The organism is Methylobacterium organophilum (assembly GCF_022533465.1).
GTDB lineage: Bacteria > Pseudomonadota > Alphaproteobacteria > Rhizobiales > Beijerinckiaceae > Methylobacterium > Methylobacterium organophilum.
The window spans coordinates 1,757,670-1,782,966 of the sequence record NZ_CP092848.1 but is presented as its reverse complement, the minus strand read 5'-3'; the positions used below and the strand labels follow the sequence as shown (position 1 = coordinate 1,782,966).

Below are 25,297 nucleotides of genomic sequence, written 5' to 3'. Positions count from 1 at the left end.
TTCACGGAGACCACCATGGACCGCAGGACCCTGCTCGCCCTTATGCCCGCCGTCGCGCTCGCGCCTGCCCTGTTGTCGCTGGCGCCCCCCATCGAGGAGGCCTTCGCCCAGGGCGTCGACCCCAACGCCATCCTCAACGACCCGGAGGTGCCGGTCTCGGGCAACCCGAAGGGCGACCTGACCATCGTCGCCTTCCTCGATTACAACTGCCCCTTCTGCAAGAAGGCCGAGCCCGACCTCATCCGTCTGGTGAAGGCGGACGGGCGCATCCGCCTCGTCCACAAGGACTGGCCGATCCTCGGCGACGCCTCCGTCTACGGCGCCCAACTCGCCCTCGCGGCGAAGTACCAGGGCCGCTACGACGAAGTGCACCGCGCGCTCATGGGGATTCCGGGCCGCAAGATCCCGAAGGAGCGGATGCTGGAGGCGGTGGCCGCCTCGGGCGTCGACGTCGCCCGCCTGGAAGAGGACCGGAAGGCGCACCAGGCCGAGATCGCGGCCCTGCTCCAGCGCAACCTCGACCAGGCGGACGCCCTGGGGCTCCAGGGAACGCCGGTCTTCCTGATTGGCCAACTCAAGGTCGCGGCGGCGCTCGATTACGACGGCTTCAGGCAGGCAGTCGCCCAGGCCCGAGCGCGGGGTCGCTCGTGATGCCGCGGCCCCTCCGCCTTACGACGTTGATCGCGCTCGCCTCGGCGCTCGGCGCCTGCTCGACCTCGCAGGGGGCTCCGGCCCCCGTCGCGGAAGCCCGGCCGCAGATCACCCCGGAGGTCTTGCGCCGGTACGCCGCCGTCACGGACGAACCCTTCCCGGTCGAGGCGGTCGACCCGCGCGACCTCAAGGCTCGCAACGTCCGCCAGTTGGTCGACTACCCGTCAAAGGAGCTGCCCGGCACCCTCGTCGTCGATCCATACAAACGCTTCCTCTTCCTCGTCATGGAGGGCGGCAAGGCGATGCGCTACGCGGTCGGGGTGGGCAAGGCCGGATTCGAGTTCACCGGCGAGGCGACCGTTGCCCGCAAGGCGTCCTGGCCGCGCTGGACGCCGACGCCCGACATGCTCCGGCGTGATCCGGAGCGGAACGGGCGCTGGGCCGGCGGCATGCCGGGCGGCGACAGGAACCCGCTCGGCGCCAGGGCGCTCTACCTGTTCAAGGACGGCAAGGACACGCTGTACCGTATCCACGGCACGACGGAACCATCGAGCATCGGCGAGGCGGTGTCCTCGGGATGCATCCGCATGCTGAACCAGGACGTGATCGACCTGCACCGGCGCGTCCCCACCGGCACGAAGGTGGTGGTGCTCGGGTCCCGAGGCACCGTCCACGCCGCACGGCCAAAAGCGCCGGAGACGACGGGCAGCCTCGGGAACGGCGCATCCTCCGGACCGAAGCCGGACGACGGCCTCGATCATGCGGGGCTCGACAACCTATCGCGCAGCGCGTCGGAAGCACCCGAGCCTCCGGCCTATGACGGGGAGGCGGACGATGACGGTCTTTAGGAGCCTGATGATCGCGGTCGTGCTTGCGACCCTGGGCGTAGGGGCCGCCCATGCCGGCCCGGAAGCGCCGGCCGGGTACTACGCCGACCAGAAGGTGGTCTACCACAACGACGGCGGCCCCGACGGAGCCGCCTACTTCAAGCGCCTGCTCGGCAATCTGCGCAACCACGTCGAGACCGTGGGCAAGACCCACGTTGAGATCCGCGTGGTGAGCCACGGCGACGGGGTCGGGCTCTTCCAGTCGGCCGCGAGCGACAGGGAGCTCGCCGCCCGTATCGATGCCCTCAAGGGGATGGGCGTTCGGTTCCTCGTCTGCGGCCATACCCTGCGCGAGCGGAAGATCGACCGCAACACGCTCTACGGCGTCACCGAGGACGAAGTGGTGCCGAGCGGTGTCGCCGAACTGGCGCGGCTGCAGGGCATGGGGTTCGCCTACATCCATCCCTGAGTTGGTCGAACGGGAGACGGCGAGCCTCCCGTCGGCATCGATGCCACGCCAACGATGGCGTCCGCCCAAAGGCGAAGGCGCCCGTGCGCCACCGCACCCCCTCTGCGCGTCCCAATCCAGGCCGTCGGTTTCACGCTTGCCATTCCATTAGATGATGCTAAATAAGAGTTATCTAATGTTCTGGTTTGGCAGGGGAGGACGTCCCTTGCGCCCCGCCGGGCATCCCCCGGACCACCGTTTGGGAGCGACCACCATGGACGGCTTCACGCCTGTCAGCGCCCTCGCCGGCGGTGCCTTGATCGGCACCTCCGCGGCCCTGTTCCTGCTCCTCAACGGACGGATCGCCGGCATCAGCGGCATTCTCGGCGGCCTCCTAACCCCGCCATCTCGCGAGACGGGCTGGCGCGCCGCCTTCGTGGCAGGACTCGTCCTGGCGCCGTTCGCCTACGCCGGCCTGGGTGGCAGCCTGCCGCCGCTGACGGTGGATGCCTCGTTCCCGCTGCTCGTGGTCGCCGGTCTGCTGGTCGGGTTCGGATCGCGCCTCGGTGCCGGCTGCACGAGCGGCCACGGTGTCTGCGGCATCGGCCGTGGCTCGCCCCGCTCCGTGGTCGCCACCGGCACCTTCATGGCCGTCGCCATCCTGACCGTCCTCGTCGTGCGCCATCTCGTCGGAGCCTGAGCCATGGCCAAGACCGCCTCCGCCTTCGCCGTCGGTCTCCTGTTCGGCCTCGGCCTCCTCGTCTCCGGCATGGCTGATCCGGCCAAGGTTCTCGCCTTCCTCGACGTGACCGGGCGCTGGGACCCGAGCCTCGCCTTCGTGATGGCTGGCGCCGTCGCGGTCTCGGCGACGGGCTATTTCGTGGCGCGGCGCCGTGGGCGGCCGTTGCTCGCCTCCCGGCTTGAGATCCCGACCCGGCGCGACCTCGACCCGCGCCTGATCGCCGGCGCCGCGGTGTTCGGTCTCGGCTGGGGCCTCGCCGGCCTGTGCCCGGGGCCCGCCCTCACCCTGCTGACGGTCGCACCGGCGCAAGCTGTGACCTTCGTCGTCGCCATGGTCGTCGGGATGCTGGCGTTTCACCTTCTTCCGGCGGCAGCCCCGAAGCCGGCGGTCCAGGGAGCCGACGCATGACGCCCGGCCTGCTGACATCCGGCCTCGCGGCCGGCTCGGGCGGGGTCGTCGGCCTGATCCTCGGTCTCGTCGGCGGGGGCGGCTCGATCCTGGCGGTCCCGCTCCTGACCTACGTCGTCGGCGTGTCCTCGCCACACGTGGCGATCGGCACCAGCGCCCTGGCGGTGTCGGTCAGCGCGGCCGGCAACCTCGTCCCGCAATGGCGGGCGGGGAACGTGAAGTGGCGCTGCGCGGCGGCATTCTCGGTCGCCGGCGTCCTCGGCGCGCTGGCCGGCTCGGTCGCTGCGAAGGCGGTCGACGGGCAGAGCCTCCTGGCCCTGTTCGGTGTCGTGATGCTCGTGGTCGGGGGCCTGATGCTGCGCAAGCGGCGCGGTGACGGCGACCCCGAGGTGCGCCTGACGAAGGCCAACGCCCCGGTACTCCTGCCCTGGCTGCTCGGCATCGGGTTCGCGGTCGGCCTGTTCTCCGGCTTCTTCGGCATCGGCGGGGGATTCCTCATCGTGCCGGGCCTGATGCTGGCGACGTCGATGCCGCTGCCGATGGCCATCGGCACCTCGCTGGTCGCGGTCAGCGCCTTCGGGGCGGCGACCGCCGCGAGCTACGCCGCCTCCGGCCTGATCGACTGGCCGTTGGCCGGCCTGTTCATCCTGGGAGGCGTGCTCGGCGGCCTCGCCGGCACGCGCCTCGGCCAGAGGCTCGCCGGGCGCAAGCGAGCCCTGACCGTCACCTTCGCCGGCCTCGTCATCCTGGTCGGCCTGTACGTCGTCGCCCGCGGAGCCCTGCCGCTCCTCGGCGCCAACACCTGAACCCGAAAAAGGAGGCGTTTCATGTCGGACCAGACCATCGCAGCCCTGCGCGGGCGTCCCATCGTGACCGGCTTCCATGACGAGCCGACCGGCAGCATCCAGTACGTCGTCGCCGATCCCGGGACGAAGCGCTGCGCCATCATCGACCCGGTGCTCGACTTCGATCCGAAGTCCGGCGCGACCGCGACCCGCTCCGCCGATGCCCTGCTCGCCCACATCGAGCGCGAGGGCTACGAGCTGGAGTGGATCCTCGACACCCATCCGCACGCCGACCACTTTTCGGCGGCCGGCTACCTGCACGACAAGACCGGCGTCCCGACCGCCATCGGCGAGAAGGTCGTCGACGTGCAGCGGCTTTGGAAGGGGCTCTACAACCTGCCCGACACGTTCCGGACGGACGGTTCGCAGTGGTCGCGGCTCTTCGCCGACGGCGAGCGCTTCCGGATCGGCGACCTCGACGTCGAGGTGATGTTCACGCCCGGCCACACCATGGCCTCCATCGCCTACCGGATCGGCGACGCCGCCTTCATCCACGACACGCTGTTCATGCCCGACAGCGGCTCGGCGCGGGCCGACTTCCCAGGCGGCAGCGCGCACGCGCTCTGGCGCAGCATCCAGCGCATCATGGCCCTGCCGGACGAGACACGGCTGTTCACTGGGCACGATTACCGCCCGGGCGGGCGCGAGGCGGCCTGGGAGAGCACGGTCGCCCGGCAGCGGGCCGAGAACCCGCACCTCGTCGAGGCCCCGACCGAGGAGGCGTTCGTCCGCATGCGCGAGGCACGCGACCGCGAACTGCCGATGCCCAAGCTCATCCTGCATTCCCTGCAGGTGAACATCCGAGGCGGCCGCCTGCCCGAGCCCGAGGCGAACGGCAAGCGTTACCTGAAGATCCCGCTGGACGCCCTCGACGGCGCGGCCTGGGGCGAGTGACGGAGGAAGCCATGACCATGAGAAGCGCGAAGGATTTGGTGGCGGAAGCCAACCGCGAGGTTGAGACCCTGTCGGCCGAGGAGGCGCTCGCACGCCTCGGCCAGCCCGACACGATGCTCGTCGACGTGCGCGAAGGCGAGGAATTGGCCAAGACCGGCAGGATCGCCGGCGCGGTCCATGTGCCCCGCGGCTTCCTGGAGTTCCAGGCCGACCCGGAGAGCCCGACCCACAAGGCCGAGCTCGGCGGCGGTAGGCGCCTGGTACTCTACTGCGCCTCCGGCAACCGGTCGGCCCTGGCCGCCAAGGTGCTCAACGACATGGGCCTCGGACCGGTCGCCCACGTTGCCGGGGGCTTTCCGGCACTGGTCAAGGCGGGGGCCTCGGTCGACCCCGCCTGAGGACCGTTCGGGCGGTCAAGCTCGGGGTTCCGCATCACAACGAATGCATCGTGCGGTCGTCGCACCTTACCCTCACTCGAAAAGGCATCCGACCGTGACCGACACCCCGCATGCCGCCGATCCAACGGCTTTGCCCAGCGGCGATTGCTCCAAGGCGGGCATCGCTGCCCATCTTACGGGTCCGTTGCGGGATTACTTCTCGGTTGCCGAGCACGCGGCCATCCCGGAGAGGCTCTCGCTCCTCGTCGAGCGGTTCGAGGCGTCGCTGGTCGCATCCGGCGAGCGTCTCGGGGTCACGTTCCGCGACGATCTCCTCCGGGCGCTGCCGATGCTTCGGACGTTCGCGATGTCCCTCTGCGCGAATGCGGCCCGCGCCGACGACCTCGTGCAGGAGATGATGGTCCGGGCATGGGCCAACCGGGAGAAGTTCGTGCCCGGCACCAACTTCACGGCCTGGAGCTTCACGATCCTGCGCAACCAGTTCTACACCGAGATGCGCAAGGCCAGGCGCGAGGTCGAGGACGCCGAGGGCGCGCACGCCGCGACGCTTACGGCGGCACCGGACCAGGACCACGTCGTGGCGCTCGGGGCCGTGATGAACCTCATCGGGACGCTGCCGCTCCCGCAACGCCAGGCGCTGCTGCTCGTGGGGGCCGAAGGCTTCACCTACGAAGAGGCGGCAGCCCGCCTCGGCTGCCAGGTAGGGACCGTCAAGAGCCGGGTGAGCCGCGCACGGAGCCAACTTGTCGCCAGCCTGACGCAGACTGTTCCGTCGCTGTGCGTCACGGGACGCTACGATTCTCACACGGCCGTTTGACAAGGCCTTTCAAGGGTGAACGAATCTAGGCTGATGTTGGACACGCTGCCTGCTTACCTTCTCCGGGCGGCGCTCGGCCTCGCCCTTGGAGCACTGCTCGGCACGGTCGCACGGCGGGGTCGCTTCTGCACGCTCGGCGCCATCGAGGATGCCGTCTACGCGCGTGACACCCGCCGCGCGCGTGCTTGGCTGCTGGCGATTGGCATCGCCATCCTCGGCACCCAACTTTTGGAAGCCGCTGCCGGTCTCGACCTCTCCCGGTCGATCTACACGGGGCCGCGCTTGGAATGGGGCGCGATGATCCTCGGCGGGGCGATGTTCGGCTTTGGGATGGCGCTCGTAGGGACCTGTAGCTTTGGGGCTCTCATTCGGCTCGGCGGGGGAGACCTACGAGCCCTCCTCGTCCTGCTTGTGCTCGGCCTCTCAGCCTATATGGCAATCAGCGGCGTGACGGCGCTCATGCGCGTGACGATTACTGAGCCGTTAAGCGTCGATCTCGGAAGCCAGCGCCTCGGCGCTCTCCTGCGGCTCGATCAGGCGGGCCGCATTGTCGTGAGCGTCGTGGTAGGCGTCGGCTTCTGTATCGCGGCGCTCACGAGCGGCGCCTTCCGGGAGACGAAGCGGCTGCTGGTCGGCGCTATCGTGATCGGATGTGTGATCGTCGCCGGATGGTGGGCCAACGGAAGCGCGGGCTTCGACGAGTTCGAGACCCAGGCGGTCGGCTCCTTCAGCTTCGCTCGACCTGTCGGCGATACGTTGCTCTACGCCATGCTCGCGAGCGGCACGAAGATCGATTTCGGCGTGGCCTCGGTCTTCGGCGTCCTGGTCGGATCTTTCGCGTCGGCACGCCAAGCGGGCGAATTCTATTGGGAAGCGCCCGACGATGCCCGGGAGGTGAAGCGCCACCTTCTCGGCGCGTTCCTAATGGGCACGGGCGGCGTCACTGCCCTCGGCTGCACCATCGGCCAGGGGTTGAGCGGTCTCTCGACGCTGTCGGTCGGCTCGATGCTCGCCCTCGGCGCGATCCTCGTCGGAGCCCGAGCGGGTCTCTACTTTCTCGTAGACCGACATACGTGAGGGGCTTCAAAGGTTACGGCGTACGTCCGTTGCAGAAGGCGCGGTGCAAGGCAGCGATGATTTCGCGAACCTCGGGCCGGGCCAGCGCATAGTAGATGTTCTTGCCGTCGCGGCGGGCCTCGACGAGATCGTCGGCCCGCAACCGCGCCAACTGCTGGGACACGGCGGGCTGGCGCAGGTTCAGCAGTTGCTCCAGTTCCGAGACTGAGCGCTCGCCCTCGACCAACAGGCAAAGGATAACAAGGCGCGCCTCGTGGCCGAGAGCCTTCAGCAGCTCGCTGGCATCACGTGCATTGGCCAGCAACAGTTCCAGGTCGAGGCTGCCCGGGGCCTCGGCGCTCGTCACCGGCTGCGCTTGCTGCAACGGCATCATCTCACCCTTTTCCTTGCCGTCTAAAACCCGTCACGGGGAAGCCGGTAGCTGTTTCAGCAACCGCTCGGCCCGCCCCCAGAAAAACTCCTCGCCCGGATAGCCCTCGATCCGGTCGACCTCGGCGCCGCCTTCGATGAGGACGAATGTCGGTGTGTAGAGGATCGGGCGCTTGAGCGTGAGTCCGGGAGGGATGCCTGCGTCGAGATCGACACGGCGCAACGGCGCCCGCTTCCCGATATCCGTCTTCGGATAGATCGGCCCGATCTCCTTGTCCCACACCTTGCACCACGGGCAGCCGCGCCGCTCGAATTTGACCATTTCGGCGGCCTCGACGGAGCAAGGCCATAGGGCGCCCCCCCAAGCCCCCGCCATGACTGCCCGCCTCGTTTCCCGCATCGACCTTCCCAAGCTCAAGACCATCACTTTGATATAGCAAAAATCGAATGTGTTCGAGTGGAAGCGACGTGGCCGCCGGGATTGTGATTGGCCCCGGAACAGCGGACTCAATCGCCCCTTCACCTCGCCTCCTCTCAAAGCCACAGCAGCAGCGGGTATCAGGGGCAACGGATTGCCAGATGCGGGAAATTCGCACTACACATGCACGAACAAGAATATTTGGAGGGGACGTCATGTCGACCCGGCGCCGGTTCCTTGCGGGTGCCCTCGCGCTTGGCCTGCCTTCCAAAGCCATGGCCCAGGCGATCCAGGGCGATGACGGTCTCTACCGGGAGCCCTGGTTCCTCGAAAGCTTCCTCGACCTGTCGGACGATCTGAGGGCGGCCCGGGACCACGGCAAACGTCTTGCCGTCCTTTGGGAGTTGAAGGGCTGTCCCTACTGCAAGCAGATCCACCTCGTGAACTTCGCGGATCGGGCGACGAGCACGTATATCCGCGAGCGTTTCGATATCCTGCAGTTGAACTTCATCGGTTCGCGCGAAGTCACCGATTTTGACGGGCAGACCCTTTCCGAAAAGGGCTTCGCGGAGAAATACGGGATCTACTCCACGCCGAGCATACAGTTTTTCCCGGCGGAAGAATCGACGCTCGCGGACAAGCCGCCTCAGCAGCGCGAGGTCCTGCGCCTTCGGGGTTATGTCGCGCCTGAGGAGTTCCGGCGAACCTTCGCCTTCGTGGCCGAGCGAGCCTACGAGCGTACGAACCTGCAGGACTACCTGCGCTCCCCGGAGGCGGCGCGGCGGGGCTAACAGTTCGGCCGCGATGATCGGTGGCCTCCTGATTAACGCTTGACTCGAAAGCGATAAGCGTCAAACTTGCAAATATTCGCATATGTCGATTGGTTCGCCCATCGGCAGTGCGTGCGGTTCGAAACGACCGCACCCGCCGCAATGACGGCGCACCGAGGAAACGCCAGATGCGTAGGCCGATCACAGCCTTTGCGCTCGCAGGACTTTGCGTCCTCGCGACCGCCGCCGGAGCCGAGACGGCTTCAACCGGGCTTGCACCGTTCAAGGTCGTGGCCGTCGACGGCAGCGACGCGATCCCCGAGCCGCTTACCGACAAGCCGGGGAATGCGGCGGCCGGCGCCAAGGTCGTGGTGAACCGCCGCCAGGGCAACTGCCTCGGCTGCCATCAGGTCTCTTCGCTGAGCACCGAGTCCTTTCACGGCGAGATCGGACCCTCCCTCGACGGCGTCGCCGAACGGTGGGACGCGGCGCATCTGCGCATGATCGTCGTCAACCCGAAGCACGTCTTCACCGAGGCGACCGTGATGCCTGCCTTCTACCGGATCGAGGGCCTTCATCGCGTGCGTCCCGAGTTCCAGGGCAAGCCGATCCTGACCGCGCAGCAGGTCGAGGACGTCGTCGCCTACCTCACGACCCTGAAGTGATCTCGCGGGCTGAAGGAGCCGCTTCCCATGACCTCTGCCAAGATCCCCGCATTGAACCGCCGCCAAGCCCTGGCCTTCGGCACCGGAGCCGTCGTGGCAACCGCCTTCGCCTTCCGCGCTGGACCGGCCCTGGCCGCGAAGCCTGCGACCGATGAGGCCATCAAGGCCTTCACCCGCGGCAAGGAGCCCGTGAGGGGCAAGGTCAAGCTCGAACTCCCCGAGATCGCCGAGAACGGCAACACCGTACCGATGACGGTGAGCGTCGACGTGCCGATGACGCCGGAGAGCTATGTCGAGGAGGTGATGATCGTTGCCGAGGGCAATCCGAACCCCGGCGTCATCAGCTTCCACTTCACGCCGTCGAGCGTCGCCGAGGCGAACACGCGCATCCGTCTTGCCGAGACGCAGAACGTCATCGCGGTCGCCCGCATGAACGACGGCTCGGTCTTCAGCGACGTCCGCCAGGTGAAGGTCACCATCGGCGGCTGCGGCGGCTAACCCACACGCAACAGCATCGAACGAGGACGGGAGGACCACATGGCCGACGTGAAGCCGCGGATCAAACTGGACAAGAAGGATGTCGCAAAGGGAGACATCATCGAGGTGAAGACGCTCGTCTCACACACGATGGAATCCGGCCAGCGCAAGGACAAGGACGGGAAGACGATCCCGCGCAAGATCCTGAATAAGTTCACCTGCGACCTGAATGGCAAGACGATCTTCAGCGCCGACATAGAGAGCGCGGTCTCCGCCAACCCCTACTTCCAGTTCAAGATCAGACCCGAGGAAACCGGCACGCTGACCTTCACTTGGATCGATGACGACGGGTCGAAGACCCAGGCCACCGAGCAGATCAAGGTCGCCTGACGCGCGCCCGGGGCCGATTGCCCCGGAGCGCCTCCCCCGCCGCGCCGGAGCCCTCGCAATGGTCCGCCCCATTCCCTTTGCCGTCACCGCGCTCGCGCTCGTCGCGCTGGCCGTCGCACCCCATGCGCAGGACATGCCCTCCGCGCCCGCCGCTAAGGAAGGGTCCGAGCGTCCGGCCTGGCAGGCGCACGGCCTCAAGGTCCAGAACCCGAATTCCCCGTTTGATGAAGTTGTCTCCGGCCTGTATTTCCGCTCCAAGGAAACGCAGGACATGCAGGCCGACGACTTCAACAATCCGGGCTTCCTCGCCGTGGAGCAGGGAGAGGAACTCTGGTCGAAGGTCGATGGCGCGGCGGGAAAGTCCTGTGCGAGCTGCCACAACGAGGCATCGACCTCGATGAAGGGCGTCGCGGCGGCCTATCCGAAGTGGAACGAGAAGCTCGGCAAGCCGGTCAATCTGGAGCAGCGGATCAACATCTGCCGCAGCGGCGCCCTGAAAGCCGAGCCCTGGGCCTTCGGCTCGTCCGAACTTACGGCCATGACCACCTACGTCCGTAACCAGTCCCGCGGGATGCCGGTCGCCGTGAAGGTGGACGGGCCCATGACGCCCTGGTTCGAGCGAGGACAATCGCTCTACTACCAGCGGAACGGCCAACTCGATCTCGCTTGCGCGAGCTGCCACGAGAAGAACCACGGCAAGTATCTCCGGGCCGACTTCCTCAGCCAGGGGCAGAGCAACGGATTCCCCGTCTACCGCCTGCGCGACCAGCGGCTGGTGCCGCTCCACGAGCGCATGGAAGGTTGCATGCAGGACGTCCGGGCCACGCCGTTCAAGCCGCTCTCCGACGAGTTCCTCGCCCTGGAGACCTACGTCGCGTGGCGCGGCCTCGGCCTTCCGGTCGAGACGCCCGCCGTGCGCAACTGAGGGCCTGATCCTGCCATGACCTCACGCCGCGACTTCCTGCAGATCGCCGCCGCCACCGCGGCCCTGGTGCCGACGGGCTGGACCCGCGCCTTCGCCCAGCAGCGCCTGACCCAGGACGACCTCCTGGCCTTCGAGCCGATGGGCAACGTCACCCTGGTCCATCTCACCGACATCCACGCGCAGTTGCGGCCCGTGCTGTTCCGCGAGCCCTCGACCAACCTCGGGATGGGCGAGGCGCGCGGTCAGGTCCCCCACGTCACCGGACGCGCCTACCTCGACCTCTACGGCATCCCCGGCGGCTCGCCGCTGGCCTATGCGCTCACGCCGGAGGACTACGTCGCGCTGGCCCGCAGCTATGGCCGGATGGGCGGCCTCGACCGGATCGCCACGGTGCTCGACGCGATCCGCGCCGAGCGAGGCGACAAGGTGCTGTTCCTGGACGGCGGCGACACTTGGCAGAACAGCTACACCTCGATGGTGAGCAAGGGCCAGGACATGGTCGACTGCATGGCGCTGCTGAAGCCCGACGCCATGACGGGCCACTGGGAGTTCACCCTCGGCACCGAACGGGTTAAGGAGATCGTGGACGGGCTCGGCTGCCCGTTCCTGGGCCAGAACGTTCGCGACGCCGAATGGAACGAGCCGGCCTTCGAGGCCACGAAGATGTTCGAGCGCGGCGGCGCGAAGGTCGCGGTGATCGGGCAGGCCTTTCCCTACACGCCCATCGCCAACCCTCGCTGGATGATCCCCGGCTGGTCCTTCGGCATCCGCGAGGAGGACGTGCAAGCGAGCGTCGACAAGGCCCGGAAGGAGGGCGCCGACCTCGTCGTGCTGCTCTCCCACAACGGCTTCGACGTGGACCGCAAGCTCGCCTCGCGGGTGAAGGGAATCGACGTCGTACTCACCGGACACACGCACGACGCGCTGCCTCAGGCGGTAAAGGTCGGCAACACCCTACTCATCGCCTCGGGCAGCCACGGCAAGTTCCTCACCCGCGTCGACCTCGACGTGCGGGACGGGGCCGTGAAGGGCTACCGTTCGAAGCTCATCCCGATCTTCTCCGATATCATCGCCCCAGAGAAGACGATGGCGGCCAAGATCCGGTCGATCCGTGCGCCCCACGAGGCGATGCTGAAGGAGGAACTCGGCCGGACCGAGGCCCTGCTCTACCGGCGGGGCAACTTCAACGGCACGCTCGACGACATGATCTGCGATGCGCTCCTGTCCGAGCGAGAGGCTGAGATTGCCCTCTCGCCCGGCTTCCGCTGGGGCACGACCCTCCTGCCCGGCCAGTCGATAACCCGCGAGGACGTCTACAACGCCACCGCCATCACCTACCCGGCGGCTTATCGGATGCCGATGACCGGCGCCCGGCTGAAGGAGGTGCTGGAGGACGTGGCCGACAACCTCTTCAACGCCGATCCGTACTACCAGCAAGGTGGCGACATGGTGCGGGTGGGCGGCGTGTCCTACGCCATCGACGTCGCTCGCCCGGCCGGCAGCCGCATCTCAGACCTCACCCTCCTGCGCACCGGCAAACCCATCGAGGCTGGCACCAGCTACACCGTGGCAGGATGGGCGAGCGTCAACGAGGGCACCGACGGCCCGCCGATCTGGGACGTCGTCTCCTCGCACATCAAGGCCAAGGGAACGGTGAACCCGACGCCCGCGCAGGTCACCGTCCGTGGCGCCTAGTCGTCTCCAATATATTCACACATTGCTATACTTGAAACAGTTCGGAGAGGCCGATGTCTGAACCGAAGCCGCGCCCCGATCCGTCCGGGCCAACCTCTCGAAGATCCTTCCTGCGCACCGGCCTCGCCCTCGGCGGAGCGGTCGGCACGGGGGCTTTTGCGGGCCGCGCAGCCGCCGCGCCGGACGCGAAGAACCTTCCGCCGAGCGTACCGGAATGGTCGCAGTCGCTCGGTGAGGGTGTCGTCAGCCGGCCCTACGGCCGCCCGTCGAAGTTCGAGGTGGACGTGATCCGCCGCGACGTCGAATGGCTGACCGCCTCGCGCCAGAGTTCGGTCAGCTTCACGCCGCTGCACCAGCTGGAGGGAATCATCACCCCGAACGGCCTGGGCTTCGAGCGCCACCATGGCGGCATCGCCGAGATCGATCCGTCCGAGCATCGGTTGATGATCCACGGCCTCGTCGAGAAGCCGCTGATGCTGACGCTGGAGGACATCAAGCGCTTCCCCCGCGTCAACCGGATCGCGTTCCTCGAATGCGCGGCCAATTCCGGCATGGAGTGGAAGGGCGCGCAGCTCAACGGCTGTCAGTTCACCCACGGCATGATCCACTGCGTCATGTACACGGGCGTCCCGCTCAAGCGCTTGCTCGAAGAAGCCGGTCTCAAGACCAACGCCAAGTGGCTGTTGCCGGAGGGCGCCGACGCCGCGGCGATGACCCGCTCCGTGCCGATCGAGAAAGCGTTCGACGACGCCATCGTCGCCTACGCCATGAACGGAGAGGCGCTCTATCCCGAGCACGGCTATCCGCTCCGCCTCGTCCTGCCGGGATGGCAAGGCAACATGTGGGTGAAGTGGCTGCGCCGGATCAAGGTCGGCGACGAGCCCTGGCACACCCGCGAGGAGACGTCGAAGTACACGGCACTCATGCCGGACGGTCAGGCGCGGCGCTTCACCTGGGCCATGGACGCGAAGTCCGTCATCACCAATCCGAGTCCGCAGGCGCCCATCCACGGTAAGGGCTTCACCGTGCTTTCGGGCTTGGCGTGGTCGGGGCGGGGCGCGATCAAGGGCGTGGACGTCTCGCTCGATGGCGGCCGCAACTGGCGGGCCGCGCGGCTCGACGGGCCGGTCCTCGATAAGGCGCTGACGCGTTTCTATTATGAGTTCGACTGGAACGGCGATCCGCTGCTGATCCAGTCCCGCGCCATGGACGAGACCGGCTACGTCCAGCCGACCAAGGCGGCCCTGCGCCAACACCGCGGCCTGAACTCGATCTACCACAACAACGGCATCCAGACCTGGCACGTGCTGCCCAGCGGGGAGATCGAGAATGTCGAGGTCGCGTAACCGTCTTTCGGCCGCCCTTGCGACCGTCCTCCTCGCGGCCACGCCGGTGGCGGCGGAGCGTCTGAACATCGGCCGCGTCGCGACGCCGGAGGAGATCAAGGGCTGGGACATTGACGTGCGGCCGGACGGCCAGGGGCTTCCTGTCGGCAAGGGAACCGCGGCGCTCGGCGAGACGGTCTTCCAGGAGCGCTGCGCCAGCTGCCATGGCGAGTTCGGCGAGGGCGCGGGACGGTGGCCGGAGCTCGCCGGTGGGTCCGGCACGTTGAAGTCCGACAGTCCGGTTAAGACCATCGGGTCCTACTGGCCCTACGCCTCGACCGTCTTCGATTTCATTCACCGGGCAATGCCGTTCGGCGCGGCACAGACCCTCACGCCGGACGAGACATACTCGGTCACCGCCTATCTCCTCTATCTCAACGACATTCTGAAGGATCAGGACTTCGAGCTGAACGAGAAGAACCTCGCCAGCATCCGCCTGCCTAACGAGAAAAACTTCTTCATGGACGACCGCGAGACGGCGGAGAAGGAGTTCTGGACGGCCAAGCCCTGCATGACGAACTGCCTGCCGAAGGAAGCGTCCATCACGAGCCGCGCTCGCATCCTCGACGTGACGCCAGACAAGGCTGCCGAACCCGCGAAGAAGGCCCCGCCGGTCCAATGACGAGCCGTCCCAACTCCGCGGGAACGCGCTGCGACAGGCGGTTGTTCTTGGGTGGCCTCGCAGCGGGCTTCGCGGGCGCGTGGCCCGTCCGCCGCGCTTCGGCGAACCAGACAGCGGCGCTCAGGGTCGGCGCCGCCTCCGTGGAGACGGCGAGCGACGGCACGCTGTCCTCCTCCCTCGCCTTCATGCTGCCCGACACGCCGCGCGCGGAAGTTGAAGCCGTCTTTAAGGCCGAGGGTCAGCCCGCGGAGGCCACCCCGATTCCGACGAACCCGAGCCTCGTTCGGATCGGCTCGGAAGTCATTCTGATCGATGCCGGCTCGGGCAACTCGTTCCAGCCCACGGCCGGCAAGCTCGGCGAGACGCTGGAGAGCCGGAACATCTCACGTGAGGCGATCACCCAGGTGGTGTTCACGCACGCCCATCCCGATCATCTCTGGGGCGCGGTCGATGATTTCGACGACAGCGAACGGTTTCCCAATGCCCGCTACGTCGTGCCGGCCGCGGAATGGGATTTCTGGACCCGCGAGGATGTCGAGACCCGCGTACCGGATTGGCTTAAGGGCCTCTCCGTAGGCTCGCGACGGACCCTGCGACGCCTTGAGGCGAAGGTGGAGCGCCGTAAGCCCGGCGAAAGCATCGCTCCCGGCCTCACCTACGTCGCGACGCCGGGGCATACGCCCGGTCACGCCTCCGTCCTTGTCGAAGCCGGTCGGGAGCAGGTACTGATCGGCGGGGATGCCTTGAGCCACGCGGTTGTGTCGTTCCGCCGCCCCGCCTGGGCCTTCGGAAGCGATCTCGACCGTGACCTCGCGGCGCGTACCCGCCTCACCCTGCTGGACCGCTTGGCGAATGAGCGGATGACGCTGATCGGCTTTCACCTCCCGAGCTCAGGCGTCGGACGTGTCGAGCGCGTTGGTGCGAGTTATCGCTTCGTACAAACCTGACGACACGATTTCGCAGGAATATTCCTGTCGGAACAGGACCGTTCGCGAACGGAGTGGACACGATGATGCTGTCGCGTAGGGGCGTGTCCGGACTGGCCGCGCTGATGGCTTGGCTCGTGGCGAGCAGGGCCTCGGCGACCCAATCGGCTGACCCCAAGACCCATCGGGTCGCACTGCAGGTCAGTTCTCGCGAGAACGGCGTGTTCGACCTCGCCCTCAACAACGCGGTCAATCTCGCACGCGAATACAGCAATCAGGCCGAGGAGCTTGAGGTCGAGATCGTTGCCTATGGGCCGGGTCTGCACATGCTGCGGGCCGACACATCGCCCGTGACGTCGAGGATCCACTCCATCACCGAGAGCGTGCCGGGAATCGTACTCTCGGCCTGCGGCAACACCATCAAAGCCATGGAGAAGGCAGAGGGGCACCCTCTGGAATTACTGCCACACGTCGGCATCGTTTCGGCTGGTGCAGTCCGTCTCGTGGCACTTCAGGAGGCAGGTTGGAGCTATCTCCGCGTTTGATCGCGCCGGGTCGCCGAAGGCTAGCCATTGGTTGGTCGCGAGACTGCCTCAGGGGTACATCGAGTGCACCGTTCACACATCCGCGTTTGGCGTAGTCCGCCTTCGGTCGCGCAGTAGCTGGTTCCTCGGCGCACACGACGCGCTCAAGGTTTTACAGGAACCGATGAATGCTCGGAATCGCCGTCCCCGCCGTGGCGCTGGCCATGGTCGTCGTCACGCCTGCCCTTGCGATTGAAGTGACGAAGAGCGTGATGGTGCCTGCATCGCCCGAAGCGGTCTGGAAGATGGTTGGCGGGTTTTGCGGCATCGGCAACTGGCACCTCGTCATCGAGAAGTGGGTGCTGTCTTAGAAAGGCGGCAGGCAGGAGTGAACATTGTCGATGAAGGGCAGTGACACCATCATGGAGGAAGAACAGTTCCGCGGCGACAAGAAGATAGACTACACATGCACGATAATCTCCCGCCCGCTGCCTGTGTAGAGCTATAAGTCCATGCTCATAGTGTAGAAGGACGGGAGCGGATCGAAGGTATCCTGGGCCGGAAACGTCAAGCCCAAGGGGGCCTTTGATGCTAAAGCCAAGGAGACAATTGCTGAAGTCTAGGAGGCGGGCCCGAGGGTCATCGCCGACAAGTCCCAGTAATCACGTCGGCAGGCGCAGAGATTTTGGGGCCGCTCTTTCGCACTTGGAGCGGGATCGGCCTAGATCAAAATCCGTCACCGTCGAGTAAGACGCGGATCACACCCAGGGCGTCGCCAACGTACTGCTACGCCCCGCAGCGACCTGACTGGGCGATCACATGGTGTTGCTTCGCGCCGAACCGTTCCTCTGACCTCCTATCTTCCAGGGCGACATCGAAGGGACGGTCGAGAATGCGACAGGTGAAGGTCAGGCTGATCGAGCCGGGGCTGCCGCCCCGGCGGACGCGCTTGAAAATTCCCGGTTGGGCGGGCGATCCGGAGCCCCGCACAGAAGGCTCGCAGGATTATGCCTGGCACTGCATCCCGCTCTTGGAAGCGGTCAAAGGCGGGATCGAGCTGTTCTACGCCTACGACGCCGAATTGGGCGTGAGCACCAGGGCCGCAAGACTGGTCTTTGAGGGAATTTCGCCGAGCCCGGCGGACCGGGACCGCAAAGGCCGCCGCTCTGGAGCTTCGGCGAGGCCTACTACGCCTATCGGATCCTCATCGACCTAAGGGTCGAGGAGAATTAGGTGATCAGGACCGAGATCCACCCACGCTTCTACACCGACTGGACCGGAACAGTGCCGGTCGCAATGCCGGCACTCATCCGGCACTGGGGGCCGACGATGTACTTCATGGTGTTCAAGGCCCCGGACGAAGGCCGCAGGCATATCTTCCGGAAGGACGAGCCGTTCATGCAGGTGTCCGTCGTCTCGGTTGAGGCCGATTTCGAGCTCATGGCGATGAACGAAGAGGAGGCGCCGAGCGCGAACTCCAATCGCGACGCATCTACCCCAGCCGCGAGACGCTGGCGGCGGACTCGCAGTGGACCTCGGCGACCCACACCGTGTTCGGCGGAACCTACCGGCGCATCCTAGGCGCCGCCAAGAGCCAGCGGTAAGGCTGGGCGGGGTGCGGAACCATCCACCCCGCCGCATCAGGCTCTGTACCCGTACGGCATGTCGCAGCAGTGATGGTGATGGTGGCGATGATAGTAGTATTGCGCCTGCTGTACCGTGGCCTCGCCCTAAGAGGCGGCAAGTAGCGGTTTGGCCTTCGCCGCGACCTCGTCCGGCTCCTTTAGGAGCGCCACAGCGTCGGGGATGGGCTTGGGCAGGTCGGCGTAGCTCTCGGCACGCATGGCCGCGGTTAGCACGGTCTGGGCAGGCATCGCGGCCTGTGCTGGGTCGGCGGCCGCGAGCAGGTTGACGGCCCCGATCAGGCAGCGACTGGCTTGTCCATCGACGGGAACCTCCCTTGAATGGCGCGGCCCGCCCCGGGAAAAGCGCGGACGGAAGCGCCGCCGGAAACACCACCTGCGGTAAAGCAGTTCCGGCTTGCCCAAGGCCAGGCAAGCACTTCTCCAACATGAGCATTGAAGTGCTTGCCGCCACTCGCTATTGTCGGTGCCGGCATTCGATGAAATTGATTTTAGTCAATTTCATTCACATCTTCAGTTGCTAAATGCAGCTCGACTACACACTGCATCGTCGTCGCAGACATGCGGCGTGTGCCTGCCGCTTTTCGAGGAGACTGCGATGGCGAGACGTTTGCGTTGGTTCCTGCTGGTTCAACTCGCGGTCGTGCCTGCAGCGTTCGCCCAGCAACCTGCGGCGTCACCGGACGCGCCGGCGTCCTTCGTCGAACCAACGAACGCGGCCCACCGGCACTGTTCCGGCTCGTGTCTGAAGACCGGCGCCCTGCAGTGGTTCTGCCGGCCCGACCAGACGTGCTCCATCGATTGCGCGACCGCGCCGCCGAAGATGCACTGCCACGATCCGCAGCGGTAGTCAGACGGCCTTGCCGACCAGGCTCCCGATTCCTGCCGTGACGGCCATGGCCAGTACGCCCCAGAAGGTCACCCGCGCCGTCGCCCGGGCGATGGGGGCGCCGCCCGCCTTGGCGCCGAGTCCCCCAAGCACCGCCAGGAATACCAGCGAGGCCCCCGACACCGTATAGACCGCGATGTTGCCGGGCGAGAGCGCCGCCGTCGCCAGGGGTAAGGCCGCGCCGGCCGAGAAGGTCGCCGCCGAGGTCAGCGCCGCCTGGACCGGCCGAGCCGTCGTGACCTCGGAGATGCCGAGCTCGTCCCGGGCATGGGCGCCGAGCGCATCCTTGGCCATCAGTTGTTCCGCGACCTGCAAGGCGAGCGCATGGTCGAGGCCCCGGTCGACGTAGATCCGCGCGAGTTCCTCCCACTCGGCGGCCGGGTCGTCGCCGAGCTCGCGCTGCTCGCGGGCGAGGTCGGCCTGCTCGGTGTCGGCCTGGGAACTCACCGAGACGTACTCGCCGGCCGCCATCGACATCGCGCCTGCCACGAGGCCCGCGCTGCCGGCGACGAGGATTTCACCCGTGTTGGCGGACGAGGCTGCCACACCCACGATCAGGCTCGCGGTGGAGACGAGGCCGTCATTTGCGCCGAGGACGGCGGCTCGCAGCCAGCCGATGCGGTCGATCAGGTGCCGCTCCTGGTGGACGGGTCGCATGGGCGTCAGGATCCCCGGGGCAGCATGCGGCGCAGGACGGCGTCGTGCCAGAGGTAGTGGTGCACGAGGGCGGCGACCGCGTGGAACAGGGCCAGGACCATCAGCACGTTGGCGGCCAACCCGTGCCAGTGAGTCAGGGGCCGCCGCCACTCCGGGTCGCCGATCTGCGGCAGGCTGACCGGGCCGAGGGAGACACCGCGCACGAAGGCGTTGGCGATGCCGAGGCCGACGATGACCAGCAGCAGGACGTAGAGCGCGGCGTGGGTCGCCTTCGCCAGGCGATGAAGGGGCCCAGGGTCATCGACCGGCAGGTCGCGGCCCCGGGCCCGCCGCCAGATGAGGAAGGCTACGACGAGGCCGGTGAGGACGAAGCCCAGGTCGAAATGGGCCGACCAGATGCCGGAGCGCAGGGCACTCTTTGGGACAAGGTCTTCGAGGAACGTCCCGACCAGCCATAGGCCGAGCACGAGCGCCGCGGTCAACCAATGCAGCGCGATGGTGCCGCCGTCGTATCTCGCCGTCGGCCGTGTCGTATCGTCGGGTGCATTCATGGTCGAGATCCTGCCTACGCCGGTGATGCTGCCGGGGGATGACGGTCGCCGACGGCTGGACCCGCCGGGGCTATGGCTCGCCTGCCCTTGGCGCTGATGAACCAGAGACCCTCCGGGTCCCGGCTCGACAGCCGCGGGCGGATCAACCCGCGTTCCCTCAGGGACCGGACCGTGCGCATCTCCCAGGGCTTGGGCGAGACGAGCGGTCCCTCCCGGTCGAGCCGGAGCAACATGGCTCGCTGGCCGGGCGTGAGGGGAGGCTGAGGCGTCGTTCGATCCCGGGGGCGCATCTCTAGTTTGGAATTAATATAAACTGATCGCGGGTCAAGGGGAAACCCCGCGCCTGACGGCGCGGGGTTGGCTGTCGTCAGGGCTTGGCGGGTGTTTGGGCCGGAGCCTGCTGGCCCTGCAGGTCGACCGGCTTGTTGTCGTTGAGGTCCCAGCCGGTGTTCGGGTCGGTGTGCGTCCGCTGGAGCTGCGCCCGCATCTGCCACTGGTACTTGGCGATCCCGTGCTCGACCTCCTGCAGCAGGTTCGACGTGGTGGGGTCGACGTCCTCGGTCGTCTTGATGGCCGCGTGCACCTCCTCGCCGACGCGCTTGTAGGCGTTGGTGAACCACACGAGGATCTGCGCATCGTCGAGGAAGCCGCCGGGAATCTCCGGCACGCCGGAAGTCTTCACGATGGTGTTCGCGCGCCCGTCGGCCGAGACGCCGACCGCGAGGAGGCGCTCGGCGATGGTGTCGGCGTACTTCGACAGGCCCTCGTAGTGCTCCTGCAGCAGGAGGTGCAGCGGGTAGTACAGGGTGCCCGATGCGTTCCAGTGCGCCTGCTTGGTCTGCAACTGGAGTTGCTGCAACTCGGTCAGGGTCTGCTGAAGGGCGGCGACGTCCTTCTTCATGCCCTCCTCGCCGGCACCGAGGTCGATGACCGGCTGGCGGCTGACCTCGTTCGTCGGGAATGCCCCGAGGGGCTGGCGGCTTGTCACCTGGGTCTGCGAGGACTGGCGAACGCCCTCGGTCTTGTTGCTAGGGCCCTGTGAACCCGCGGGCTGGGTCGCGGTGGTTTCCTGGGCGACCTGCATGCGCGCCAGGATCTGTGCGGCGGAGGGGGCGACCGCCTTGGCGGGGGTTGAGGCTGGGGCGGCCTCGCGTGCCAGGGCTGGTGTGAGCACGGTCGAGGCCAGGAGGAGCATGGCCGCCAGGGCGTGGATCGGACGGGTCATCGGGAACCTTGGGAACGCTGCATTGGGTGAGGTCCCGCACGCCTTCGGGCAGCCGGGAAGCCCTAGCTGGGACGAACACGGCCTCCCCCTCGTTCCGGTATGAACCCGAATTTAGGCACCGGGGATTCCTGCCCCGCTTGTCCCCTGGCGAGGTCTCGGCCATGTCACGGGAGCGTTTTCGGATAGGTTTCCGGAGGCCGTTCATTGCTTGACCTCATCGTCGGGCGCGCTGACGGGCGGCCTCGCCCGAGGGGAGCAAACCGTTGACGTCCACGCGGCGCTTCGAGGTGCGGTTGGCGACCCGCGACGGACGTCGGGTCCTGACGGCGCAGGCGGAGCGCGAGGTCGCGCTGATGGCCGAGTCGGTGATGAGGCGTTACGGCGACGACATCCTCGACGTGGGCTTTTCGGTCGCGGCCCCCGACCCGGCGGCGAGCCGGCGGATCGCCCTCTACCTCTCGACGCTGGTCAACGAACTCGACCCGGCTTGAGGTCTACGCCCCGGTTCTCGCGCGGGGCAGGTGGTTCCCAGGGTGGTGCGCAAGACACTCAACGGTGCATCGCCAGCATCCAGAAGGCCATAACGACCATCATCACGTTCTCGGTGAGCGGGACGAAGCCGAGCGGGACCTTGCTCGACCCGCCCACGCAGGCGCACTTGATGTCGCACTTGTCGAGATGGACCGCCTTTGAACACCGAGACTGAGTCTAAGCGGGCGCTGCGAGCGAGCCCCGCGGGGGTGCGGTTTCGCGACTTCGAGGCCGGGTATGAGGTTGCGCTGACCCGATACCCTGCGCGCGTGGCATCCGAGCGTCGGCCTTGACGCCCATCGCGCCCACTTGGTTGTCCCATTCGGATGCCACTTTGGGCGGGGCGCAGCGGGCGCCCGACGCAGCGTGGCCGGCTCGCGCCCCTACCGGAACCGGATCGGGCAGGGGCGGAGCGTTTCTTGAGACCGGATCGGCGGGTCAGGTGTCGACGCACGGTCGCGTAGCGGGAAGCGATTCCGGCTATCGAGGTCCGGCAGCGGATGCGCTGCCCGTCGGCCAGGATGCCGCCGGCAGTTCCGGGACGGCGTCGCGACAGGACCTGGCAATCCTCCGCATGCCCCGATCCCGCCTGTTGGAGGCGGCCGGCGATGCCGGCGTACCCAGCGCCCGTTCGATGTCGTCCAGCCGATCCGCCAGATCGGACAGGCGTCCGGCCAGGGCTTGGTCAGCCGGATGGGATGCCGGGGACATCAGGTCGGACATCGTCGCGAGTTCGACAGCGGCCGCGTCGGGAACCGCAGCGGCGACCTCAAAGGTCGCCGCCAGCAGGATCCCGATGCGTAGGGTCTCAAGCGTCGGAAGCCCGCGGTCCATGGCGGCCTTCACGGATCGGCCGGGCAAAGGCACCCGGACCGGCAGCGTCCTCGCGGCGGCTTCGGTGCCGCGTCCCTGCAGGCCATGCTTGGGCGATGCGGCAGGCCCATGAGGCCGCCCCGCCCCGAACGTCAGGAGCCACGGGCGCCGCGCGCAGCGATCGGATGCGTCCCGACGCTTCGCGCCGGACGCGAGCTCTCCGCCGGCAGCGTGACCGGCGGACCGCCTAGCGCGCCTGGCTTGCAGGGGGTCCCCTCCGGAGACCACGGCCACGTCGAGGTGGGTCCAGACGCCGCCCTCATGCAGGAAGCCGAGCGGGGCGACGAAGCCGACGTCGGCTTGGCCGCCGGCCGCGGCCCGCGCGAGCATCGCGGACATGTCCGCCCGGGATGCCGCCGCGTCCTCCATGGATGGACCGCAGGTCGGCCGCCCGATCTCGTGTCCGTCGATGACGGTCATGAACCGTCCTACGCACGCGAGCCCGCAGCTGGCCAACAGCGCGGCGTAAAGAGCGGAACCATCGTCAGAAAAGAACCCCACGACCATTGCCACCTCCGTCAGTGCACGCTCGAACCTCGCCCCCTGCGACGCTTATTTATACCATCAGTATAATACCTGCGACAAGGTGGCGGTGGCGCGGAGCCGACCCGAAGCCGTCATGAAGGTTACCGCAAACCTCCAGGATGCAGACAAATGACCTTGGGTCACGTCGCGTGGCTCGCGACGCCCAGGCGCTTGCTCCCGGGACGAGGCCATCACGCGAGGGCGACGCCGATGGGCGAGGCGAGACCCGCTGCCCGTAACGGTTCCTGGGGGGGACGGAGCAAGCCGGTCGCGCGGACGGCTGCCCGTGCGGATGCCGGATGCGCCCGACCGCCCGTCGAAACCGCGCCCTACCTGGGATGCGCCCGCGGCCTGAGGGTCATCTCATCGCGGATCGGGCTGCCGTCCAGCGGGGGCAACTTGAGCTTGGCGATGGCTCGACGCGCCGCGCGCATGTGCGGCCCCTCGCTGTATACGTCCAGGGTGATGCTGCTGCGCTTGTGCCCGACGATCGCGGAAATCATCTCGCCCGGCACCCCGGCCTGCTCCATGCGGCTGCTGAACCAGCGCCGGAAGGAGTGGAAATTCACCAGGGACCGCCGCTTGCCGGGCACCACCTCGTCGACCCCGACGCTTCGGCGGTATTCCGTGAACCGGTTCGAGGCCTTGAAGCTGCGCTCGCGCATCGAGTCGGCCTTCTTGACGGGGGGCCATTCCGGAAAAAGGTCGTCCTCGGGCTGCTTGCCGGCCGTTCGCCGGGCGACGAGTTCCGCCAGGTCGGCATGGATCGGGACGTAGCGGGCCGACGCCTCCTGCTTCTGAGGCTTGAACAGGAAGCAATTGTACGCCGTGTCGCGGACCTTCAGGTCGACGATGGCGTCGAGCCGCGCCCCGGTCAGCGCCCCGATCAGCATCAGGTCTCGCAGCTTCGGCGGGGCGGGCCCGCGGAGCAGGTCCGCGAGTTCACTGTCCTTGAAGGGCCTCTCCTTCTGGTCGTGCTTCTCCTTCGGGCCCTTGAGGCGGACGTTGGCGAACACGTTGCCCGACACGGCCGCCGTCCTCGGCACCATCCACTGCCAGTAGCCGGAGAGCCGGCCGATGTACTTGTTGAGCGTCACGTGGTGGAGGCCGGTCATCTCGACCAGCGCGTCGGCGAAGGCGTGCGCGCGCCTCACGTCGATCTCCTGAAGCGTGGCCGGGATGCGCTCGCGCTTGCACCATTCCTGCAGGAAACGCAGCGCGCGGGCGTCGTCCGCCCGGGTCCGGTCCTTGACGAAGAGCTGCTTGCGGTAGTCCTCGTGCATCAGGTCGACGGGAGTCGCCCGACCGTGCGAGATCGCCGAGAAGAGCATGGCCTTCTCGGTCTGCTCGGGAAGCGCCTCCTCGACCTCGTTCGGACCTTCCTCGGGATCTTCGACCCTGACCCAACGCGCGTCCTTCCAGCGGATCTCCGCATGGCGCTCGTAGACCGCCTCCTGAAACTCCTGCCAATCCTCGGCACTGCCGTTCCGCTTGAGTTCCTCGGCGACCTTCGAGAACTCAACGGCGATCTTCATGTCGTCCACGCCGGGGCGCCCCACCGCCTCCATGGCCTCCGCGATCCGCCGCTTGAAGCGCTCCACGTGCTTCCTCTTGAGCACGTTCGCCTCCCTGAGGCTGTCCGTGCCGAGATTGTGCACGAGCTTCGTGGCCCCGAGGGCGCGCCGCACCGGTACCGGAACCGAGACCGTGACCCGCCACGTACCGCCGTGCAATTCCAGGTAAGCCTTCTTCGGGTCGGGCGTGCGGGCCAAGACGTACTCCATGCGGAGCCCAGCGCGGCGACGCTTCACTCCTGCCAAGCGGGATGCCGGGCACCTCAGACAGTCAATCGTCGGTCCGCTGCAGTGTCGATGATGGGGCGAGTACCTTGATCCAACACTAACGCGTCGTGCTGCTGCCAACCGGCTCCGCCCCGGTCCCCAAGCCGGTCGCCGTGCTAGTCGTGGGCGAATAATTATACCGTAGATAAGAAACGATGGCCACCGCCCGGCGCGCAGCTAGGACCGATGCGCGTCGGCGAGAGCGAGCTCATGTCACTTCATGCCCAGCGAGATGCAGGGCCGATGACACGACCGGACCGTCATGCCGGTGCTTTGCTCCCTTTTGGCA

At 67.3% G+C, this 25,297-nt stretch carries 30 protein-coding genes and 2 pseudogenes; 24 read left to right on the top strand and 8 right to left on the bottom strand.

Annotation, left to right across the window (positions count from 1 at the left end):
• The first annotated feature begins 15 nt into the window (after positions 1 to 15).
• The 10 genes from MMB17_RS08315 to MMB17_RS08270 all read left to right on the top strand — a co-directional run bounded on the left by MMB17_RS08315 (position 16) and on the right by MMB17_RS08270 (position 7,107).
• Complete coding sequence (locus MMB17_RS08315) at positions 16 to 651, top strand: DsbA family protein (protein WP_003596999.1); 636 nt, start codon at positions 16 to 18, stop codon at positions 649 to 651.
• Positions 651 to 1,499: a L,D-transpeptidase gene (locus MMB17_RS08310; protein WP_003597001.1), complete on the top strand. Its 849-nt coding sequence runs from the start codon at positions 651 to 653 to the stop codon at positions 1,497 to 1,499. Before MMB17_RS08315 ends, MMB17_RS08310 begins: the two co-directional genes overlap by 1 nt.
• Positions 1,486 to 1,947 (top strand): DsrE family protein, encoded by a 462-nt coding sequence (locus MMB17_RS08305; protein ID WP_003597002.1) that lies wholly within the window; start codon positions 1,486 to 1,488, stop codon positions 1,945 to 1,947. Before MMB17_RS08310 ends, MMB17_RS08305 begins: the two co-directional genes overlap by 14 nt.
• 253 nt (positions 1,948 to 2,200) lie before the next feature.
• A complete protein-coding gene (locus tag MMB17_RS08300) occupies positions 2,201 to 2,626 on the top strand; it encodes a YeeE/YedE family protein (protein ID WP_003597005.1) in 426 nt (141 codons plus the stop codon).
• Positions 2,627 to 2,629: 3 nt separating this feature from the next.
• Complete coding sequence (locus MMB17_RS08295) at positions 2,630 to 3,076, top strand: YeeE/YedE family protein (RefSeq protein WP_003597007.1); 447 nt, start codon at positions 2,630 to 2,632, stop codon at positions 3,074 to 3,076.
• Positions 3,073 to 3,882, top strand: coding sequence for a sulfite exporter TauE/SafE family protein (locus MMB17_RS08290; RefSeq protein WP_003597009.1), 810 nt, complete (start codon positions 3,073 to 3,075; stop codon positions 3,880 to 3,882). Before MMB17_RS08295 ends, MMB17_RS08290 begins: the two co-directional genes overlap by 4 nt.
• A gap of 21 nt (positions 3,883 to 3,903) precedes the next feature.
• Complete coding sequence (locus MMB17_RS08285; protein ID WP_003597874.1) at positions 3,904 to 4,815, top strand: MBL fold metallo-hydrolase; 912 nt, start codon at positions 3,904 to 3,906, stop codon at positions 4,813 to 4,815.
• Between the two features lie 11 nt (positions 4,816 to 4,826).
• Positions 4,827 to 5,213, top strand: a complete 387-nt coding sequence (locus MMB17_RS08280; RefSeq protein WP_003597873.1) for a rhodanese-like domain-containing protein — start codon at positions 4,827 to 4,829, stop codon at positions 5,211 to 5,213.
• A gap of 94 nt (positions 5,214 to 5,307) precedes the next feature.
• Entirely contained in the window at positions 5,308 to 6,030 is a 723-nt protein-coding gene (locus MMB17_RS08275) for a sigma-70 family RNA polymerase sigma factor (RefSeq protein WP_003597872.1), read from the top strand.
• A gap of 33 nt (positions 6,031 to 6,063) precedes the next feature.
• Positions 6,064 to 7,107 (top strand): YeeE/YedE family protein, encoded by a 1,044-nt coding sequence (locus MMB17_RS08270; RefSeq protein ID WP_012455889.1) that lies wholly within the window; start codon positions 6,064 to 6,066, stop codon positions 7,105 to 7,107.
• 13 nt (positions 7,108 to 7,120) lie between these two features.
• Here the strand turns inward: MMB17_RS08270 and MMB17_RS08265 are convergent, their stop codons facing one another.
• Together MMB17_RS08265 and MMB17_RS08260 are read right to left on the bottom strand one after the other, a co-directional pair.
• Complete coding sequence (locus tag MMB17_RS08265) at positions 7,121 to 7,477, bottom strand: ArsR/SmtB family transcription factor (RefSeq protein WP_026105494.1); 357 nt, start codon at positions 7,475 to 7,477, stop codon at positions 7,121 to 7,123.
• Between the two features lie 33 nt (positions 7,478 to 7,510).
• Complete coding sequence (locus MMB17_RS08260) at positions 7,511 to 7,798, bottom strand: thioredoxin domain-containing protein (protein WP_012455890.1); 288 nt, start codon at positions 7,796 to 7,798, stop codon at positions 7,511 to 7,513.
• 311 nt (positions 7,799 to 8,109) lie between these two features.
• Between MMB17_RS08260 and MMB17_RS08255 the strand changes: the two genes are divergently transcribed.
• The 13 genes and pseudogenes from MMB17_RS08255 to MMB17_RS08195 all read left to right on the top strand — a co-directional run bounded on the left by MMB17_RS08255 (position 8,110) and on the right by MMB17_RS08195 (position 18,766).
• Positions 8,110 to 8,685 carry a thioredoxin family protein gene (locus MMB17_RS08255; RefSeq protein WP_003597867.1) on the top strand — a complete coding sequence of 192 codons (576 nt, stop codon included), beginning with the start codon at positions 8,110 to 8,112 and terminating at the stop codon, positions 8,683 to 8,685.
• A gap of 167 nt (positions 8,686 to 8,852) precedes the next feature.
• Positions 8,853 to 9,329, top strand: a complete 477-nt coding sequence (gene soxX / locus MMB17_RS08250; RefSeq protein ID WP_003597865.1) for a sulfur oxidation c-type cytochrome SoxX — start codon at positions 8,853 to 8,855, stop codon at positions 9,327 to 9,329.
• A 27-nt stretch (positions 9,330 to 9,356) separates the two neighbouring features.
• Positions 9,357 to 9,827, top strand: coding sequence for a thiosulfate oxidation carrier protein SoxY (gene soxY, locus MMB17_RS08245; protein ID WP_003597863.1), 471 nt, complete (start codon positions 9,357 to 9,359; stop codon positions 9,825 to 9,827).
• A 39-nt stretch (positions 9,828 to 9,866) separates the two neighbouring features.
• Complete coding sequence (gene soxZ / locus MMB17_RS08240) at positions 9,867 to 10,196, top strand: thiosulfate oxidation carrier complex protein SoxZ (protein ID WP_003597861.1); 330 nt, start codon at positions 9,867 to 9,869, stop codon at positions 10,194 to 10,196.
• Between the two features lie 58 nt (positions 10,197 to 10,254).
• Positions 10,255 to 11,121, top strand: a complete 867-nt coding sequence (gene soxA, locus MMB17_RS08235) for a sulfur oxidation c-type cytochrome SoxA (protein ID WP_003597860.1) — start codon at positions 10,255 to 10,257, stop codon at positions 11,119 to 11,121.
• Positions 11,122 to 11,136: 15 nt separating this feature from the next.
• Positions 11,137 to 12,816, top strand: a complete 1,680-nt coding sequence (gene soxB, locus MMB17_RS08230) for a thiosulfohydrolase SoxB (RefSeq protein ID WP_003597858.1) — start codon at positions 11,137 to 11,139, stop codon at positions 12,814 to 12,816.
• A 53-nt stretch (positions 12,817 to 12,869) separates the two neighbouring features.
• Complete coding sequence (gene soxC, locus MMB17_RS08225) at positions 12,870 to 14,162, top strand: sulfite dehydrogenase (RefSeq protein ID WP_003597857.1); 1,293 nt, start codon at positions 12,870 to 12,872, stop codon at positions 14,160 to 14,162.
• The gene (locus tag MMB17_RS08220) at positions 14,146 to 14,823 is read left to right on the top strand and encodes a c-type cytochrome (protein ID WP_012455891.1); all 678 of its coding nucleotides are present in this window, start codon (positions 14,146 to 14,148) and stop codon (positions 14,821 to 14,823) included. The genes soxC and MMB17_RS08220 overlap by 17 nt, the downstream gene beginning before the upstream one ends.
• Entirely contained in the window at positions 14,820 to 15,770 is a 951-nt protein-coding gene (locus MMB17_RS08215; RefSeq protein ID WP_338041774.1) for an MBL fold metallo-hydrolase, read from the top strand. Before MMB17_RS08220 ends, MMB17_RS08215 begins: the two co-directional genes overlap by 4 nt.
• A 62-nt stretch (positions 15,771 to 15,832) precedes the next feature.
• Positions 15,833 to 16,294 carry a DsrE family protein gene (locus MMB17_RS08210; protein WP_003597852.1) on the top strand — a complete coding sequence of 154 codons (462 nt, stop codon included), beginning with the start codon at positions 15,833 to 15,835 and terminating at the stop codon, positions 16,292 to 16,294.
• Between the two features lie 167 nt (positions 16,295 to 16,461).
• Complete coding sequence (locus MMB17_RS08205) at positions 16,462 to 16,644, top strand: SRPBCC family protein (protein ID WP_017484328.1); 183 nt, start codon at positions 16,462 to 16,464, stop codon at positions 16,642 to 16,644.
• Positions 16,645 to 17,165: 521 nt separating this feature from the next.
• Positions 17,166 to 17,877, top strand: a pseudogene (locus tag MMB17_RS25375) (hypothetical protein).
• Positions 17,878 to 18,514: 637 nt separating this feature from the next.
• Positions 18,515 to 18,766, top strand: coding sequence for a hypothetical protein (locus MMB17_RS08195; RefSeq protein ID WP_012455893.1), 252 nt, complete (start codon positions 18,515 to 18,517; stop codon positions 18,764 to 18,766).
• Here MMB17_RS08195 and MMB17_RS08190 read toward each other — a convergent pair whose 3' ends face one another.
• The 3 genes from MMB17_RS08190 to MMB17_RS08180 all read right to left on the bottom strand — a co-directional run bounded on the left by MMB17_RS08190 (position 18,767) and on the right by MMB17_RS08180 (position 21,238).
• Positions 18,767 to 19,462, bottom strand: coding sequence for a VIT1/CCC1 transporter family protein (locus tag MMB17_RS08190; protein ID WP_012455894.1), 696 nt, complete (start codon positions 19,460 to 19,462; stop codon positions 18,767 to 18,769). It abuts the gene before it with no gap.
• 5 nt (positions 19,463 to 19,467) lie between these two features.
• Positions 19,468 to 20,013: a cytochrome b gene (locus MMB17_RS08185; protein ID WP_012455895.1), complete on the bottom strand. Its 546-nt coding sequence runs from the start codon at positions 20,011 to 20,013 to the stop codon at positions 19,468 to 19,470.
• Between the two features lie 367 nt (positions 20,014 to 20,380).
• Positions 20,381 to 21,238, bottom strand: coding sequence for a Dps family protein (locus MMB17_RS08180; RefSeq protein ID WP_012455896.1), 858 nt, complete (start codon positions 21,236 to 21,238; stop codon positions 20,381 to 20,383).
• A 263-nt stretch (positions 21,239 to 21,501) separates the two neighbouring features.
• Here MMB17_RS08180 and MMB17_RS08175 point away from each other — a divergent pair, with 263 nt between their 5' ends.
• Positions 21,502 to 21,729, top strand: coding sequence for a hypothetical protein (locus tag MMB17_RS08175; RefSeq protein WP_012455897.1), 228 nt, complete (start codon positions 21,502 to 21,504; stop codon positions 21,727 to 21,729).
• 58 nt (positions 21,730 to 21,787) lie between these two features.
• Here MMB17_RS08175 and MMB17_RS08170 read toward each other — a convergent pair.
• From MMB17_RS08170 to MMB17_RS08160, 3 genes and pseudogenes are all read right to left on the bottom strand, one after another.
• Positions 21,788 to 21,928: pseudogene (locus tag MMB17_RS08170) on the bottom strand (glutaredoxin); the annotation flags it as partial.
• Between the two features lie 321 nt (positions 21,929 to 22,249).
• A complete protein-coding gene (locus tag MMB17_RS08165) occupies positions 22,250 to 23,062 on the bottom strand; it encodes a hypothetical protein (RefSeq protein WP_231343950.1) in 813 nt (270 codons plus the stop codon).
• A gap of 434 nt (positions 23,063 to 23,496) precedes the next feature.
• Entirely contained in the window at positions 23,497 to 24,951 is a 1,455-nt protein-coding gene (locus tag MMB17_RS08160; protein ID WP_017484323.1) for a tyrosine-type recombinase/integrase, read from the bottom strand.
• Positions 24,952 to 25,297 lie beyond the last annotated feature (346 nt).

Bases quoted from the DNA above. Each gene is read 5' to 3' on its own strand.
- MMB17_RS08310 (WP_003597001.1), top strand. From the start codon at position 651: ATGCCGCGGCCCCTCCGCCTTACGACGTTGATCGCGCTCGCCTCGGCG.
- MMB17_RS08220 (WP_012455891.1), top strand. From the start codon at position 14,146: ATGTCGAGGTCGCGTAACCGTCTTTCGGCCGCCCTTGCGACCGTCCTC.
- MMB17_RS08195 (WP_012455893.1), top strand. From the start codon at position 18,515: ATGGCGAGACGTTTGCGTTGGTTCCTGCTGGTTCAACTCGCGGTCGTG.
- MMB17_RS08215 (WP_338041774.1), top strand. From the start codon at position 14,820: ATGACGAGCCGTCCCAACTCCGCGGGAACGCGCTGCGACAGGCGGTTG.
- soxZ (WP_003597861.1), top strand. From the start codon at position 9,867: ATGGCCGACGTGAAGCCGCGGATCAAACTGGACAAGAAGGATGTCGCA.
- soxA (WP_003597860.1), top strand. From the start codon at position 10,255: ATGGTCCGCCCCATTCCCTTTGCCGTCACCGCGCTCGCGCTCGTCGCG.
- MMB17_RS08285 (WP_003597874.1), top strand. From the start codon at position 3,904: ATGTCGGACCAGACCATCGCAGCCCTGCGCGGGCGTCCCATCGTGACC.
- MMB17_RS08255 (WP_003597867.1), top strand. From the start codon at position 8,110: ATGTCGACCCGGCGCCGGTTCCTTGCGGGTGCCCTCGCGCTTGGCCTG.
- soxY (WP_003597863.1), top strand. From the start codon at position 9,357: ATGACCTCTGCCAAGATCCCCGCATTGAACCGCCGCCAAGCCCTGGCC.
- MMB17_RS08265 (WP_026105494.1), bottom strand. From the start codon at position 7,477: ATGCCGTTGCAGCAAGCGCAGCCGGTGACGAGCGCCGAGGCCCCGGGC.
- soxB (WP_003597858.1), top strand. From the start codon at position 11,137: ATGACCTCACGCCGCGACTTCCTGCAGATCGCCGCCGCCACCGCGGCC.
- MMB17_RS08205 (WP_017484328.1), top strand. From the start codon at position 16,462: ATGCTCGGAATCGCCGTCCCCGCCGTGGCGCTGGCCATGGTCGTCGTC.
- MMB17_RS08160 (WP_017484323.1), bottom strand. From the start codon at position 24,951: ATGGAGTACGTCTTGGCCCGCACGCCCGACCCGAAGAAGGCTTACCTG.
- soxC (WP_003597857.1), top strand. From the start codon at position 12,870: ATGTCTGAACCGAAGCCGCGCCCCGATCCGTCCGGGCCAACCTCTCGA.
- soxX (WP_003597865.1), top strand. From the start codon at position 8,853: ATGCGTAGGCCGATCACAGCCTTTGCGCTCGCAGGACTTTGCGTCCTC.
- MMB17_RS08270 (WP_012455889.1), top strand. From the start codon at position 6,064: ATGTTGGACACGCTGCCTGCTTACCTTCTCCGGGCGGCGCTCGGCCTC.
- MMB17_RS08185 (WP_012455895.1), bottom strand. From the start codon at position 20,013: ATGAATGCACCCGACGATACGACACGGCCGACGGCGAGATACGACGGC.
- MMB17_RS08165 (WP_231343950.1), bottom strand. From the start codon at position 23,062: ATGACCGTCATCGACGGACACGAGATCGGGCGGCCGACCTGCGGTCCA.
- MMB17_RS08260 (WP_012455890.1), bottom strand. From the start codon at position 7,798: ATGGTCAAATTCGAGCGGCGCGGCTGCCCGTGGTGCAAGGTGTGGGAC.
- MMB17_RS08300 (WP_003597005.1), top strand. From the start codon at position 2,201: ATGGACGGCTTCACGCCTGTCAGCGCCCTCGCCGGCGGTGCCTTGATC.
- MMB17_RS08295 (WP_003597007.1), top strand. From the start codon at position 2,630: ATGGCCAAGACCGCCTCCGCCTTCGCCGTCGGTCTCCTGTTCGGCCTC.
- MMB17_RS08280 (WP_003597873.1), top strand. From the start codon at position 4,827: ATGACCATGAGAAGCGCGAAGGATTTGGTGGCGGAAGCCAACCGCGAG.
- MMB17_RS08315 (WP_003596999.1), top strand. From the start codon at position 16: ATGGACCGCAGGACCCTGCTCGCCCTTATGCCCGCCGTCGCGCTCGCG.
- MMB17_RS08180 (WP_012455896.1), bottom strand. From the start codon at position 21,238: ATGACCCGTCCGATCCACGCCCTGGCGGCCATGCTCCTCCTGGCCTCG.
- MMB17_RS08305 (WP_003597002.1), top strand. From the start codon at position 1,486: ATGACGGTCTTTAGGAGCCTGATGATCGCGGTCGTGCTTGCGACCCTG.
- MMB17_RS08190 (WP_012455894.1), bottom strand. From the start codon at position 19,462: ATGCGACCCGTCCACCAGGAGCGGCACCTGATCGACCGCATCGGCTGG.
- MMB17_RS08210 (WP_003597852.1), top strand. From the start codon at position 15,833: ATGATGCTGTCGCGTAGGGGCGTGTCCGGACTGGCCGCGCTGATGGCT.
- MMB17_RS08290 (WP_003597009.1), top strand. From the start codon at position 3,073: ATGACGCCCGGCCTGCTGACATCCGGCCTCGCGGCCGGCTCGGGCGGG.